The organism is Cystobacter fuscus (assembly GCF_002305875.1).
In the GTDB taxonomy this organism is placed as follows: Bacteria; Myxococcota; Myxococcia; order Myxococcales; family Myxococcaceae; genus Cystobacter; species Cystobacter fuscus_A.
In genome coordinates, this window is record NZ_CP022098.1 from 825,235 (window position 1) to 840,366 (window position 15,132).

Annotated in this window: 7 protein-coding genes and 1 pseudogene; 3 read left to right on the forward strand and 5 right to left on the reverse strand. The window is 65.8% G+C overall.

The features are described 5' to 3' along the window. Nucleotides 1-16: 16 nt before the first annotated feature. From CYFUS_RS03530 to CYFUS_RS03545, 4 genes are all read right to left on the reverse strand, one after another. Complete coding sequence (locus CYFUS_RS03530; RefSeq protein WP_157758219.1) at nt 17-1,822, reverse strand: M1 family aminopeptidase; 1,806 nt, start codon at nt 1,820-1,822, stop codon at nt 17-19. Between the two features lie 473 nt (nt 1,823-2,295). After that, nucleotides 2,296-3,456 carry a hypothetical protein gene (locus CYFUS_RS03535; RefSeq protein WP_095983945.1) on the reverse strand — a complete coding sequence of 387 codons (1,161 nt, stop codon included), beginning with the start codon at nt 3,454-3,456 and terminating at the stop codon, nt 2,296-2,298. A gap of 197 nt (nt 3,457-3,653) precedes the next feature. Further along, nucleotides 3,654-5,642, reverse strand: a complete 1,989-nt coding sequence (locus tag CYFUS_RS03540; RefSeq protein ID WP_095983946.1) for a HEAT repeat domain-containing protein — start codon at nt 5,640-5,642, stop codon at nt 3,654-3,656. A gap of 215 nt (nt 5,643-5,857) precedes the next feature. After that, the gene (locus tag CYFUS_RS03545; protein WP_095983947.1) at nt 5,858-6,355 is read right to left on the reverse strand and encodes an Hsp20/alpha crystallin family protein; all 498 of its coding nucleotides are present in this window, start codon (nt 6,353-6,355) and stop codon (nt 5,858-5,860) included. 463 nt (nt 6,356-6,818) lie between these two features. Here CYFUS_RS03545 and CYFUS_RS52290 point away from each other — a divergent pair. The 3 genes and pseudogenes from CYFUS_RS52290 to CYFUS_RS03560 all read left to right on the forward strand — a co-directional run. Next, nucleotides 6,819-6,968 (forward strand): annotated as a pseudogene (locus CYFUS_RS52290) (SMI1/KNR4 family protein); the annotation flags it as partial. An 80-nt stretch (nt 6,969-7,048) separates the two neighbouring features. Further along, nucleotides 7,049-8,344 carry a styrene monooxygenase/indole monooxygenase family protein gene (locus CYFUS_RS52295; protein WP_232537341.1) on the forward strand — a complete coding sequence of 432 codons (1,296 nt, stop codon included), beginning with the start codon at nt 7,049-7,051 and terminating at the stop codon, nt 8,342-8,344. A gap of 164 nt (nt 8,345-8,508) precedes the next feature. Continuing rightward, a complete protein-coding gene (locus CYFUS_RS03560) occupies nt 8,509-9,645 on the forward strand; it encodes a M12 family metallopeptidase (protein WP_095983949.1) in 1,137 nt (378 codons plus the stop codon). 63 nt (nt 9,646-9,708) lie between these two features. Here the strand turns inward: CYFUS_RS03560 and CYFUS_RS03565 are convergent, their stop codons facing one another. Then, nucleotides 9,709-14,976 (reverse strand): trifunctional serine/threonine-protein kinase/ATP-binding protein/sensor histidine kinase, encoded by a 5,268-nt coding sequence (locus CYFUS_RS03565; protein ID WP_095983950.1) that lies wholly within the window; start codon nt 14,974-14,976, stop codon nt 9,709-9,711. Between the last annotated feature and the right edge of the window lie 156 nt (nt 14,977-15,132).

Genomic DNA, 15,132 nt, shown 5'->3' on the forward strand with positions numbered 1-15,132 from the left:
GGGAGTCGCGTGGAAGTCAGAAGTGCCAACGGGGCGGCGCGGCCTCTTTGATCGCGCCGAAGAACCTGCGATTGACCACCCGGTTCTCGGGATCCACCGTCACCTGGATCACGGGCTCGGGGAAGGGCTCCGGGGGGGTGACGAGCGTGGCGCTGGTGGGCGCGAGCCCGTAGTCGACGAGGATGTCCCGGGTCTGCGTGGCGCCCTGGACCCGCACCTTCACCTTCACCGGGTAGATGCCTCCCTCGTAGGTCTGCTGGGTGACGGCGAGGGTGAGATGTCCCGTTTCTTCATCCAGCGTCGGTTCCACGTCGAAGTAGGGCCAGTCCGGCTCGTTGCTGCCGTGGATCCACGCGTCGAAATAGGAGTCCAGCGAGCCCGGTGCCAGGTGGGCGCCCTGCTCCAGGGATTCGTGCAGGTGCTGGGTGGTGCGCGCGCCGGGCACCGCGAGGAAGTGCTGGATGCCGCGCAGGACGTCCTCCTGGCCCCCGGGCAGCAGCTCCTCGAGTTGCAGGAAGAGGAGCATCGGCCCGGTGCCATACACGTCCGCGGCGAACGTCAGGAAGGGGGCGGGACGGTCCTCCGGCCGCGGATAGAACATGGCCGAGCGGGCCATCCGGTCCCAGTAGGCGCGCGTCTTGGCGGCGTCCTGGGGCCAGTGCCGCGCCTCATAGACATAGGCCAGGTACTCGGCGATGGCCTCCTTCCAGGCGAAGTCATAGGCCTCCGCCATGGTCGTGCGGTTGCCCGCCCACTGGTGGGCGATCTCGTGCATCAGCGTGTGCCGGGTCTGGTCGGCGTACTCGCTGCGCAGCACGGGCAGCTCCTCGGACAGGATGATGTTGCCCGGGTGCTCCATTCCGAGGAACTCCGTGGGGGCTCCCGCGACACGCAGGGTGTCTCCGTACGGCAGCGGGCCCAGCAGTCCGGTGATCCACTCCAGGTAGTCCGCGAAGACGGCCGACTGGAGCGCGGGGGCCAGCAAGCCCCCGGGCCCCTCGAAGAACTCGAGCCGGTAGGGGCCGGCTTCCGCGAACGTCGTACGCACCCAGGAGGGATTGGAGGCGATGGCGAAGGAGGAATAGGTGGGGGCCTGCTGCAGGTAGCTCCCGCAGCGCGTCTGGGTGTCACTGACGTTCAGCCGCGTGCCCGGGCACAGGACGACGTCGGCGGCGTCGTGCTCCACCTCGTAGCTGAAGGTCGCGAGCTGGCCGGGGGCGTCGTCACACAGCCCCAGCCGGTCACACTGCTCGACCCAGCTCATGAGGTACGAAGCGAGCTGGCCCTTGCGGTCCCTCCGCTGGGAGAAGCCCACCTGCGTATAGTCATACGTCGCCACCGGGACGCTGATGTCCGCCTCGATGACGAGCGGTTGATTCGGGAGCGAGGGGCCGCAGATGCGCCAGGCGCCGGTGAGCTCCTCGACGCGGGTGGCGGCGGCCCCATTCCACTTCACCTGGGTGATGCCTGGCGGACCCTTCAGGACGGTGCAGTCACCGCCCGTGGCGGGCACCTTCAAGTACAGGCGCGAGTGGGCCGGGTGCGGCGTGTTGCCCGTGGGCCGCAGGTCGAAGCCATAGTGGTAATGGAGCACCCGCGCGGCGAAGTCGACGGAGGAGGGCGGCGGGGGCTCGGTGCTCCCCGGCTCCGTGGGCGGGGGCTCGCCGGGCGGCTCGGGAGGGGTCGTCTGGGGCTGCTCGTTCCCATGCTGAATCGTCCCGGGCTCGGTGACGGACGGGGCGGGCTCCTCGCAGCCACCCAGGAACCCCGTGGTCCCCAACACCAAACCCACCAGACAGACAGATGCCTTTCCCTGACGCATGGCCTCGCTGCACCCTCGCGCGAATCGCATCGATGGTGCCCTTCAAGAAAGACAAAACGCAGTGGCGAGCCCACCCGGTGGGCCCTCCAAGAGACGATGCTCTCACCCGCTGTTCAGGACCTGGTCATGAAAGGTTACCGCCACCGCCAGCTCCCCCCCTCATGAGCCATGTCCTACCCGGGTTGAAAACTTGAAAGCCGGGTTAAATGTGTTCTCTCTTCTACACCATTAGAATTGTAAATCAAGACTCTCCGGGCTTTTTTCTTACTTTCCAGTGGAGTTGAATTCCCAGCCCTGCTTCCCGGGCGGCGGGCTGTGGACTGGGAAGCAACACTTCGCGCGCGAGCAGGCGTCAGCTGGATGAGAGGGCTTTCGCCACGGAAGGACTCACGCGGCGGCGCAGCCTCGTGCTCGAGGCCGCCGCGCCCCCTCCCAGCATGGACGGGGCGCGGCGAGCCGGGTGAAGCGGGGACTCAGCTGCAGATGCCCAGCGGCTGGGAGCCGCCGAGGTCGAGCAGCGACCAGTTGCGCGTGATGCCCGACCAGCTCGCGATCGTCACCCACCAGGTCTTCTTGATGAAGAGGATCTTCAGCTTGGCGAACAGCTTCAGGGTGCCCGAGAGCGTGTTCAGCTCGAGGTTCGACTTGAGCTTCCAGTCCAGCGTGCAGATGGGCCAGAACACCTCACCCGAGGAGGGCAGGCTGGCGTTGATGAGGGACAGGGCGCCCTCGAGGCCGAACGCGAGGATGACGACATCCACGGCGGCGGAGGCGTTGACGTTGGCCCAGCCGCCCGGAATCGCGCTGAGCTTGGCGACCGTCGGACCGATCTGGCCGAGCACGGTGAGCTTGACGCCGCCGGCGAGCGAGGCCTTCACCGAGATGGGCACGGGGCCCACCATGAAGCGCTTGGTCGCGGAGAAGAAGGTGCGGCTCCAGTTGATGGGCGTCGGCGAGTAGGTGGCGTAGAGGCTGGTGGACCAGATCTGCTGGCCCAGCGCATACAGCGCCGCGGTACCGCTGTTGTCGCCGCCCTGCTGCCCGGAGATGTTGGCCCGGCCCAGCACGAGCTCCTTCTCGTACGAGAACGCGGTACCGAAGACCTTGCCCTCGGCCACCGCGTCGATCTTCTTGTCCCGGTTCGTCGTCGCCGTATCGGCGGTGACCGTCGCGTTCAGCGCATAGCCCGCGCCGAACACGCTGTTGCCGAACCGCTCGATGCGCGTGTAGGTCTTGTTGAACGTCTGGTTGGGATTGGTCCAGGGCAGGAACTCCAGCGGCCCCGGCACCATGTGCTGGTTGGCCTCGGGGATCAGCCCCTGCTCGACGGTCACCTCGTACGAGTAGTCGCTCGGGTCATAGCTGAGCGTGCCTCCCGTACGGTTGCGCTCGTCCACGGCGATCGCGTTCTGCTGACCGGGCGAGTACGTCGCGTTGACGTCGAACCCGACCACCGTGGACTCCCACGGGTAGGCGGGGTTGTCGTTCATGATGTAGCCCGGCGCCAGCGTCGTGGCCGGGTACTTCTGCGGCTGGATGGTATAGGTGGTGGGGTCCGTGAAGCTCTGGGCGGCGGCGATACCGGGAGCAGCAACGGCGACCAACGCGAGGGTGCGCAGCTTTTTCATGCTCATGGGCATCCTTCAATGTGTGGGTGGAGAGGACTACGCCTTCGAGTGAAAGCCGCCCGCCTATTACTTCATTTATTAGAAAATAACAATTACCTGAATAGACAATTTTTTCCAGACCCCTGGAGATTCCCCGCATCGGAGTCCAGGCCCGGAAGTCCAGGCCCGGAAGTCCGGGCCGGGGGTGCTCCGCGCCATGGGGGTCAGTGGGAGGGGGAGTCTGATGGGAGGGGTGAGGGGGCCGTGGAGGGATTGAGGAAGACCGAGGCCATCCGCCGGAGTTCGGGATGGGGATCGTTCTGGCTGGCCCATTGCAACAACAGCAGGGCTTCCGGCGCGGCGCCCCGCACGGTGCCCAGCAGATTGATGATGTCGGAGCGGACTCCGTCCGAGACATCCTTCTGGAGGGCCTGCCTCAGCGCGAGCAGCAGCGTGCCGAGGGGACGGAAACCACAGGCGAAGACGGCGCCGCGGCGCACCTGGGTGGCGGGATCCGCGAGGAGCCGCTCGGACAGGAGCTGGTCGGCCTCGGGCCCGGGGATGTTGCGCAGTGCTTCCATGGCGGCCACGCGGACCTGGATGGCATTGGAGCGGAGCGCCTCCCGGATCGTGTCCAGGGCTTCGGGGGCCCGGGTGTTGCCGATGGCCCGCAGGGCCAGGGCCTGTTGTTCCGGGGTGGTGGCCGAGCGGTAGTTGTTCTTCATCTCCTGGACGAGCGCCTCCGCGCCGCGCGCGTCGTCATCCGTCATCTGGTACGCCGCGTTGCCAAACGCCAGGGACGCGGTGTCCCGCAGCATCGTGTCCTGGTTGCGCGTCAGCTGGCGCAAGGCATCCACCCCCTCGCGGTTGGGCTCGCCCGCCATGCCCAGGGCGGACACCGCGTCCATCCGGACATCATGGGCGAGGGACTGATCTCCACTCGCGGTCGCCAGGGAATGGATGGCCTCCGGGGTGCTGGCCGCCGAGAGGGCACCCAGCATGGGACTGGCGGCGAGCTGGGGCATTCCCGAGCGCAGGATGTCGGGAACCTTCAATGCCTCGCCGGGCTGGAGCATGAAGAGGGCCCGGAGCTGCTCCATCACCTGGGTGCGCGCGTCGTCCCGCGCCTTCTCGTCGGTGGGCAGCGAGCGCAGGGCCTGGATGAGTTCATCGAAGGTTCGGTTGCCGAGGATCTGCCGGTAGTGCTCCAGGGGATCCTGCGCGCGGCCCTGGAAGGTGGCCATGGTGGCGGTGCTCAACAGGCCCTGGCGGGCCTCGAGCGAGCCCTTCAGCGTCGCGTCCATCCGGCGCTCCAGCAGTCGCAGGCTCAGCTCGAGATCGTTGAACACCCGGGGCATGCCCTCGCCCGTGTCCACCTCCAGGTGCTCCTTGTCCTGGAGGGATTGGGTCCAGACATCCTCGCCCAGCTCGAACACCGCGCTCGTATATGTGGTGGTGTGGACGTCCGAGCCGATGGGCTGGAGTCCCTGGGGCGTGGTCAGGTGCGTGTACACCTGCTTCTTCTTCTCGACGCGGTTGTTCGTCTGACGCACGTACACCGCCACGTACTGGCCCGTGGTGTCGAGCTCGTCGTTGCGCCAGGCCTGGGTGAGCTGTCCCCGCACCACGAACTGCGAGGAGGCCACGAGCGTGCGGAGGATGCCGCGCGTCAGGTCATCCACCGGCTCCTCGAAGTGGGTGAGCTCCACCGTCCCCGACTTGTCGAGCGTCAGGAAGAAGGGCAGCTCCAGCGCGGCGGTCATCGTGCGCCGCACATCGGGGGGAAGCGCGTCGTTGCCCTCGACGCTCAGCTGGAACGTGGACGTCTGGAGATTCACCCGGACGTGGACGCGCTCGGCCTCCACCGCGACGACCCCCACGCTCCACTCTCCCTGGATCGTCAGGTGCATTCCGGGAAGGGTGGGCGCGCCCGCCGGCTGCTTGCTGTTGCCGAAGGACACCTTCTGTTCCGTGCTCAGCGCGTAGCGGTAGAGCATTCCGGGGGTCCACACACGCAGTCCATCTGCCTTCGGCGCGGCGAGGCCCGCGACGACGGTGGGCTGGGCGGGCAATGCGGCGGACGCGGTGGCCTTTTCCACCCGCGGCGCTGGCGCGTCACTCTCGGGCTGCCGCCACCAGACCACCCCCACCCCCATCAGGATGAGGATGACGGCGACCGACGACACCAGAGCACGTCGATGCTTCCACTGCATGGAACCCCCAGGATATCTGCGGAGTGCTGTTTAGCACGGATACCTGGAGTATTACTGTTCCTTTTCGTTTTCATTGCACTGGTCGGCTCCGCGAGGCAGCGCGGCCAGGGCTCGCGGGAGTGTTCGCCCGTCAGGGTATGTCACGGAAGGATGGTGATATTGGAATCCTGCCGTGACACTTGAACCCAGGTGCCCTTGGCTTCAGGAGAGGCGAATCAGGCACTTGCCTTCGTGTCACCCTCGTGCGTGCCCTTGACGAGGATGCGCTTGGGCTGCACCTCTGGCTTCTTGGGCACCACCACGTTCAGCACGCCGTCCTTGAGTTCGGCCTGGACGTGTTCCGCATCGATGCCCTCCGGCAGGGAGAAGGAGCGTGAGAAGGAGCCGAAGCCGCGCTCATGGACGTAATGCGTTTCACCCTCGTCCCTCTTCTCCTCGTTGCGCTGGCCGGAGAGGGTCAGCCGGTTGCCGGTGAGGGAGATGTTGAGGTCCTCCTGCTTGACCCCGGGGAGGTCCGCCTTGAAGACATACGAGTCCTTCGTCTCCTTCACTTCGAAGGAGGGGAGGAAGCCCGTCACGGCTCCACCGGCCACGCCACGGGGCAGCTCACGGAAGGGATCCCACTGCAGCAAGTCCCTCATCACCTCGAAGGGATCCACACCACGGTTCTGGACGAGACCCCGGTCACTGTTGTTCCTGCGAATGAGCGACATATCCAAGTACCTCCTGGATTGAATACGGTTGATTGTTGATGGAGGAGGGAGTCCGAGAAGGTCTTCCCGGCCGCCCTCGCGGAAGAACTCTCTCTTGCACCTAATCTAACCAGCTCGCGGTGTTGTCCAGTCTCCCCGTCGAGCCAATCTTTCTCACTTCAGGCAACGGCCGTGCGGTGCATGAGGACAATCCCCTGCGGACCGACGGCCATTCTCGGCTGGGACAAACGACGGCAGCTCGGGCAGTAGCCCATGGGTACCTCCTACGCCATCAGCAGTAACGCAGCGCCGAGGTCTGGCAACTGTCCACGTGCTGACAGGAGCAGGTGTTCCGGGCGGGGTGGTACCGAGTGGAGGAGGGCTGTCTGTCCGTAGGGCGTCCGTACAGGCGAGCGGCGCTCCATCGCCTTACCAGGTATCCTGTCAGTTCGAGCACGGCCCTGACCCGCGCGGATTGAAGCCCATGTCTCTTCAGTCCCTTCTCGAAGAGATCTCGCGCCACCACTTCCCGAATCCTCCCGCTACTCCTGAAGAGATCGAGGAGTTCGAGCGGAGGGTGGGTTGGAGGTTGGATTCCGCTCTTCGCACTTTCTATCTGCATTGCAACGGGGGGACTTTGTATGGCTGGCATGAGGCGTGGCCCAACCCGAAGCATTGCAAGCAGATCGCCCGCTCCTTCGAGGACAGGCGGGTATGCTCTCGCGCATGGCGAACATCGCGATCGTTGGCGCGGGTCAGGCCGGGCTCTTCCTCGGCTTTGGCCTGCTCGAGGATGGACACGAAGTCACCCTGTTCTCGGATCAGACTCCCGACGAGATCCTCCACGGCCGGCTCCCCTCGGGTATGGGGCTCTTCGAGGACGCGGTGAAGAAGGAAGCCGCGCTGGGGCTCACCTTCTGGGAAGACGTGATGACGCGGGGAGAAGGCGCCATCCTCGAGCTGATCAACCCCGATGGCTCGGTCGGACTGCACATCGCTCCTCCCGTCCCACGGCCCCATCGCAGTGTGGATCAACGGCTGAAGAACTCACGGTGGATGCGGGAGCTGGAGCGCCGCGGCGCATCCGTTCGCGTCGTTTCCCTGGCGAATCCGGAGCAGCTCGATGCACACGTGGCTGGCTTCGACCTCGTGCTGGTCGCTACTGGCAAGGGTGCGCTCTCCTCCCTGTTCCCGCGAGATGCGAGGCGGAGCCCTTTCGACAAGCCCCAGCGCCACATCACCTGCTTCCTCGTGAAGAACTTCCGGCCCGAGGTGCGCAGCGGGACCATCCGGATCCTCCCGGGCCTGGGCGAGGTGGTCATCACCCCGTTCTACAGCCGGGAGAACCTCAAGGCGCGCATCCTCCTCATCGAGGGTATCCCGGGAGGGCCGCTCGACTATCTCTCGCGGGCGCTGTCGGGCCGCGAGCTGCTGGAAGAGTGCAAGCAGACCCTCTTCAAACTGCTCCCCGGGCAGCTCGAGGATCTGCGGGAGGCGGAGCTGTCCTCCGAGCAATGCTGGCTTCGCGGCTCCCTCACGCCCACCGTTCGCGAACCGGTGGGCCGGCTGGCCTCGGGCAGGGTGGTGCTTGGCCTGGGCGACGCCCTCATGCTGCATGATCCACTGGCCGCTCAAGGCGGCAACAACGCGACCCACATGGCGGACTTCTACCGGACCCGCATCCGCGAGCACGCCGAGCGGCCCTTCACCGCGGAGTGGATGCAGCGGACCTTCGAGGACTTCTGGCTCGCCTATGGCCAGTACTCCATGGGCGTGACGGCTGGCCTGCTCATGCCTCCGGCACCCCACCAGCAGGCGGTGCTCGTCTCGGCGCACCAAGTGCCCGCGGTGGCCGCGGCGTTGATCGACGGCTTGTACGATCCGAGGGCTCTCTTCCCCTGGTTCGTGGACCCCGCCGTCACCCGCGACTTCCTGCACTCCAAGGGCGTCCCACCGGCGCTGCTGGAGCAGTTCTGGAATCTATTCGCTGAGGATGGGGGCTTAAAGTAGAATTTTCCAATAAAACGACTATAACGGTCTTGGCGGCATAAACCGTTATTGGTCGTTTGACCCGGTTGCGCCAATTGTTGCCTCTGTAGTGGCAAATGGTTCGAGAAGGTGCGTGGCCTGCAATCGAGGCGGCGCGCCGTATCGCACGACTTGAAGGAGGCGAAATGTTCAACCGTGGAATGCGTCACGCGGCTTTTCTTGCCTTGGGTTTGTTGAGCACCGCGTGTGGAGAGCAGGCGGCAACGGAGCACGAGCGCGAGCTGGAAAACGACGCCGTGTACAACTCACAGTACCCCAAAGGCCAGTCTTTCCAGGTGCGGCTGGCCGGCCTGAAAGACCCCGTCACGGCGGTGCTCAAGAGCGACCATGTCTTTGTCGGCGACCAGGTGATCGGTCAAGTCTCTGGCACGCAGGTGCTCAGCGCGGACAAGCAGGTGCTGTTGCAGTTGGATGGCGACGCGCGAGTCAGGGCCATGGGCTCTGGCATCGTCAACGCCACCGGTCAAAAGTGGCCGGGGGGTGTGATTCCGTACGAGATCGATCCCGCCGCGTCCGCGGCAACGCGTACGGCCTTCGAGGGCGCCAAGGCCGACTACGACGCGAAGACCTCCATCCGCTGGGTGCCCCGAACCAACCAGGCCGATTACGTTCGGATCATCACCGGCGACGGATGTTGGAGCTACGTCGGCAAGATCGGGGGACGGCAGGACTTGTCGCTGGGCAACGGCTGCGGTGTGAATCCCGCCAGGCACGAGCTCGGCCACGCTGTCGGGCTGGCGCACGAGCAAGTGCGTCAAGACCGCGATTCATGGGTCATTGTCAACGCGGGCGGCAGCCAGAACGCCATTGACTGGGGGTCGGCGGGCACACCCATCGGATCGTACGACTTCGAGTCGATGATGCACTACCGCAATTACTTCGTGAATGGCCGTTGGGATTACGTTCCCAAGAATGGTTTTCCTCCCGAGTGGGTCGGCAACGACCGCGTCAACACCTTTACCGCTGGCGACCTCGGAGCCATTCGCGCCATCTACGGTGGTGGCACGACCACTGGAGTCTGCTTCTATGCTGACATCGACTACAAGGGAGAGAGCTTCTGTGCGACCAGCGACAGCTCCTGGGTAGGGGAGCAATGGAACGACCGCATCTCCTCTGTCAAGGTGAGCCCCGGCTTCGAGTTCACGTTGTTCAACGACATCAATTTCGCCGGAAGTGGTCTGGGGTGTGCTTGTGATGTCCCGAACCTGGTGCAGTACAACTTCAACGATCTCACCTCTTCGTTCCGGATCAAACGGAAGTAACGAGACCCCTCGTCCGCTCCCGGGCAGCGAGCGCCCGGGAGCTTCATGGGATCAGATTTCGGGCTAGGAGAGAGGGAGCTCCAGGGTGGTGACGGCGCCCTTTCCCGGTCCCTCGCTCTCGATGGTCAGGCGGCCATGGAGGAGCTGTGCCGCCAGCGCGCTGGAGTGCAGTCCGAAGCCATGGCCGTTCTTGCGCGTGGTGAAGCCGTGGGAGAACAGCTTGCCCTTCACCTCGGGGGCAATGCCCACGCCATCATCCACCACCTGGATGCGGACCACCGGCCCCTCCGCCTTCATCCTCACCCACAGGTTGCGCTGGCCCTCGGGCTTCGGATCCAGCGCCTGTTTGGCGTTGCTGATGAGGTTGATGAGGATTTGCAGCACCTTGTGCTTGTCCGCCCTCACCCGTGGCACCCTCGATAGCTCCCGGTGCACGGTGACGCCATGGCGCTGCAAGGCCGCCATCTGGATGCGCAGCGCGTCGTCGACGAGCTGGGGTAGCTCGCACTCCTCCGTCAGCAGCGACCGCTTCGCATACGTCTGTTGCACCTGGATGATGGCGCGGATGTGCTCGATGTGCCGGTTCATCGCCTCCAGGTCCTCCATCAGGCGCGTCTGCTCCTTCATCAACTCCTCGCCCAGCGCGGTGAGGTAGCCCGGCAGGTGGCTGCCGCGGGGGTTGTTCGTCAGGAAGTCCACCAGGTTGTCGCGCTGTTGCTCGAGGAGCGTCCCCGCCTGCTTCACGCGGCCCACGCGCAGCGAGCCCACGGCCTTGCGCATCATCTCGAGGTTGACGACGGCGCTGGTGAGCACGTTGCCCACGTTGTGCAGCACGTTGGAGGCCACCTCCGCCATGCCCACCTCGCGCGCCGTATCCACCAACCGGGCCTGGGCCTGCTTGAGCTCGTAGGTGCGCGCCTCCACCCGCTGCTCCAGCTCTTCATTCGCCCGGTGTAGCTCCGTCCTGGCGCGTTGGACGTCCTCATAGAGCCGGGCGTTCTCGATGGAGATGGCCGCCTGGGAAGCCAGGTGTCCCAGCAACACCATCCGCATTGGATTGAAGGCATTGGCCGCCAGGTTGTTCTCCAGGTACAGCGCTCCGGAGAACCGCTCCTGCCTCAACAGGGGCAGGCACAACACCGACCGCGTCCTGCCGTGCGCCAGGTACTCATCGGACGAGAAGGGATGCGGCCTGGTGGCATCGCCGATGAGCACGTGCTCCCGGGTGCGCCGGACATAGGCGAGGAGCGTCCACGGAAGCTCGGAGGACGCTTCCTCCGATGACGTCTCGGAGATGGCGGCCACCGAGAGCGAGTCCCCGTCTGGTAGCAGCAGGGCGCCTCGCTGGGCGCCCGCGTTCTCCATGGCCGCGCGCAGCAGCGTGGTGACCAGACGCTCCAGCTCGATTTCACTGGAGACGGCCTGCTGGGCCTTGACGACGGTGAGCGCGTCGATGCGGGTGGAGTCCGTGCTGCTGGTGGTCTGCTCGTCCCGGGGGGCCGCGGAAGAGGGGAGGTGGGGCCAGAGGGACTCCAGGTGCTGCACCTTGCCCAGGGCGCCCCACTGCTGGTACGCCGCCCGGGCCTCGCGCGCGAAGGCATGGGCGACGATGGGCGCCTCCCGGGTGTGCCAGAAGTTCGCGGCGAGCTCGCTGGCGAGTCCGACGCAGTGGGTGGCACCGTTCTCCCGAGCCGAGCGGATGGCTTGCTCATAGGCGCGTGTGGCCTCCTCGGATCGTCCCTCGAGGCGGGCCAGCTCCGCGGAGACCAGTCGCTCGAGCGCGTGGAAGTTCTCGGGGCAATGCTCCGCCCACTCCGCGAGCTGCCGCTGGTGTCCCTGGATGGCCTCGAGCCACCGCCGCTGCTCCTCGGGCGTGGCCTCCTCGAAGCACGCCGCCAGGGTCAGGGCGCGGTAGAAGTGGAAGGTGCAGTGGGGGAGCGTGCCCCGCATGACCCACTGGGCCTCGACCACCTTGTCCGCCGCCTCCCGCGCCTCTCCGTAGGCACCGCACATGAATCGCGATTGGAGTTTGGCGATCCAATAGTTGCCCTTCAGGGCCGCATGGCGTTTGGGGAGCTGAGCCTCGAAGGCCTGCTCATCGAAGCCGTCCCCGTTCAGCGTGCCGAACGAGTGGGTGGACCCGCGCAGGTGCTGCACGTAGCGCTGCTGCAGCAGGATATAGTCCTGAGGCTCCTTGATCCCCGTCTTGCTCAAGAACTCGCCGCGCACGAGCGTCTCCCGGTAGACCTCATCCAGGTGATGTCCCATGCAGAGACGGTTGTAGACGATGTACCAGTTGCTGTAGGCGGCGGCCAGGATGTCTCCCACCTGAAGCGCGTGGTGGAGTGCCTTGGTGACGAGCTCCTGCGCTTGGGACAGGGGCTGGTTCCAACAGCTGCAGAACTGCATGCTGTAGAGAACCCTTCCCCGGTGGGCGGACAGGCTGTACCGCTCGACGAATCCGAGGGCGAGCCTGGAGAAGGCAAGACCTTCCCGGTACCGCTTGAAGTATGAGCAGGCGATGAAGCCAAACCAGCTGTATCCGGGCGTGGCGGCATCCACGAAACCGTGGCGGATGGAGAGGGACACAATCCGGCTCACGATGATGATGAACAGGTGCTGGTTGGTGGCGTGCGCGGTCGGGTAGAACTCCAGGAGGGTGCTGACGGCCAGCTTCACGTCCGGGTCGGTCATGAGTGGCAGCTCGATGAGGCTTTCGATGGTGCGCTCCCCCAGCAAGGTCCACACCTCGTCATGGGCGGCCACCGCCTCCTCCCAGGTGGGGTTCCGCGAAAGCGGGATGCCCAGCAAGGCCAGGCACTCCCGGATGCAGGTCAGCCCCTGTTGGCTTTCGCTCATGGCGAAGTGGATGCTCACCCTCAGGAGGTAGACGGCCACGGAGTCCGCGCGGGTGCGAGCCCGGGCGGGGAGCGCATCGATCTGACGGCGCGCCTCGGCGATGTTGCCGTCCATGAATTCGCAGCGCGCCTGGGTGAGTCGCAGTTCGAAGGCCAGCGCGGGGTCCGTCTCCCAGGGGTCTCCCGGAATGAGCGCGAAGGCCGTCGAGAAGTAGGTGATGGCGGGGCGGAGCGCCATCGCGGCCCTGGCCTTGTCACCCGCCTCGATGTTCAGCCGCGCGAGCTGACGGCGCTCCGCAGGGTCCTCGATGAGCTCCAACCCGGTGTTGAGCTGGCTCACCACGTCGAAGAGCGACTCGCGCAGCTTCTCCGGGGAGAGGCTCTCGAGCAGCAGGCGGCCGATGCGCAGGTGGACGGCCTTGCTCTCGGCCTCGGAGAGGAGGCAATGGGCCGCCTGCTGGATGCGGTCATGTTGGAAGCGGTATTTCTCCGGGCCGGCGCGCACCAGCATGCCTTCCTGGAGCGCGGGCTCGATTCCCTGCTCGACCTCTCCTTCCGCGGACAGCCCGGCGAGGGTGCTCAACATCTGGAGGGAGAAGACATTGCCCACACACGCCGCCAGCCGAAGCAGATGCTGCGTGTCCGAGGGGAACTGGCGCAGCTTGCCCACCATGAAGTCGACGATGTTCTCCGAATAGCCCCGGGCCCGCGCCCCTTCGGAGTCCCATCGCCAGCCTCCTCCGGGTTTCCGCGCCAGCAGGCCATCCTGGTGGAGGGCCACCAGCAGTTGCAGCAGGAAGAAGGGGTTGCCCCCCGTCTTGTCGTGCAGCAGTGCCGACAGGGGGGCGACCACCTCCCGTTTCGCTCCAGGCAGCGTGTCGGCCACCAGGTGCTCCACCTGCTCCGTGCTCAGCGGTCCCAGGTGGAGGTCCGTCATTCTCGCCCCCTGCTTGCGTGCCTCCTCCAACACCTGCATCAACGAGTGCGCGGGGCTCACCTCGTTGTCCCGGTAGGCGCCAATCCATAGCACCGGGAGGAGTTCGGGCTGGGACAGCATTCGAGCGAGCCATTGCAGACTGGCCAGGTCCGCCCACTGCAGGTCATCCAGGAACACCACCATGGGGTGCTCCGGGGTGGCGAACACCGAGAGGAATTGACGGGCGACCCGATGGAAGCGCCGCTGTGCTTCGCCAGGGGGCACCTCCTGGAGCGCGGGCTGGGGGCCCACCAGCACTTCCAACTGGGGCACCAGATTCACGAGGGCCTGGCCTTCTTCTTCCCAGGCCCGGTTCACCTGATCCCTCCACCTGCCGATCTCCTCCTCACTGCCCGCCAGCAACTGCTGCACCAGGCCTCGGAGCGTCTGGGCCGGGGTGGCATAGGGAATGTCCCGCTGGAACTGGTCGAACTTGCCACTCAGGAAGAAGCCGCGGCGCTCGACCACGGGCTTGTGCAGCTCGTTCACCACCGAGGACTTGCCAATGCCCGAGTAGCCGCTGACGAGGAGCAACTCCGGCTGGCCTGTTCGCGCCACCCGCTCGAAACCCTCGAGCAGGGTGGCCACCTGCGCCTCGCGTCCGTAGAGCCGTTGCGGCAGTTGGAAGTGGGTGGGGGTGTCCCGCGTGCCCAGCGTGAAGACCTCTTGCTCGCCCTGGCTCAGCGCCTCGTGGCAGTGTTCCAGGTCCGCCAGGAGTCCCTCGGCGCTCTGGTAGCGCTCCTCGGCCACCTTCGCCAGGAGCTTGAGGACGATGGCGGACAAGGCGGGGGGCACCCGCGGGTTCAGCTCGTGCGGAGGTCTGGGCGCGTGCGCCATGTGGGCGTGGAACCACTCGAGCGCGTCCTTGCCCTGGAAGGGGCGCTGCCCCGTGAGCAGCTCGTAGAAGGTGACGCCCAGCGAGTAGAAGTCCGTGCGGTAGTCCACCACCCGGTTCATCCGCCCCGTCTGCTCGGGCGACATGTACGCCAGCGTCCCTTCGACCAGGTGGGTCGGGGCGGCGTCCAGGTGCTCCACCTTGTGCAGCGTGGCCACACCGAAGTCGATGATTCGGGCTTCACCCGAGGGCATCTCGATGATGTTGGAGGGTTTGATGTCCTTGTGGATGATGTTGCGGCAGTGGAGTTCCCCCAGGGTGGAGGTCAGCGAGAGGGCCAGGCTCATGAACCGGGAGCGTTCCAGGGGCTGGCCCGTGCACTCGGACAGGGTCTGGCCCTGCACCTGCTCCAGCACGAGCAGGGGCCGCTCATGGAGCCGCTCGCAGGCATAGGCCCTGGCCACGCCGCGCACGTCCCGCAGACGCTGCAGGATGGCGAACTCCCGCCGGTACCGCTCGCTCTCCCTGGCGCCGGGTGATGGCGCCATGGGCGTCTTGATGAGGACGGGCAGGCCATCGGCCTCGCGCACCGCCTGGAACAGGACGTTCGAGCCCGTGGCTCGGAGGGTGCCAAGTACCTTGTACCCCGGAATCTCCAACATGGATGAACACACTCGCTGGCGACAAGCGGTCCCCATGACGCCGTCGCACCAACACCCTAGATTGTACGCATTCGCATGTGAACAGGTGTCTTGCCTGGGTTGTTTACCCTCGGAGCCTCGCCTGCTCGCCGCTGTGGAATCACATGAAGTCAGACA

Excerpts from the sequence above, each read along its gene's own strand:
- CYFUS_RS03560 (WP_095983949.1), top strand. The coding sequence starts at position 8,509 with ATGTTCAACCGTGGAATGCGTCACGCGGCTTTTCTTGCCTTGGGTTTG.
- CYFUS_RS03565 (WP_095983950.1), bottom strand. The coding sequence starts at position 14,976 with ATGTTGGAGATTCCGGGGTACAAGGTACTTGGCACCCTCCGAGCCACG.
- CYFUS_RS03540 (WP_095983946.1), bottom strand. The coding sequence starts at position 5,642 with ATGCAGTGGAAGCATCGACGTGCTCTGGTGTCGTCGGTCGCCGTCATC.
- CYFUS_RS03545 (WP_095983947.1), bottom strand. The coding sequence starts at position 6,355 with ATGTCGCTCATTCGCAGGAACAACAGTGACCGGGGTCTCGTCCAGAAC.
- CYFUS_RS03535 (WP_095983945.1), bottom strand. The coding sequence starts at position 3,456 with ATGAGCATGAAAAAGCTGCGCACCCTCGCGTTGGTCGCCGTTGCTGCT.
- CYFUS_RS03530 (WP_157758219.1), bottom strand. The coding sequence starts at position 1,822 with ATGCGTCAGGGAAAGGCATCTGTCTGTCTGGTGGGTTTGGTGTTGGGG.
- CYFUS_RS52295 (WP_232537341.1), top strand. The coding sequence starts at position 7,049 with ATGCTCTCGCGCATGGCGAACATCGCGATCGTTGGCGCGGGTCAGGCC.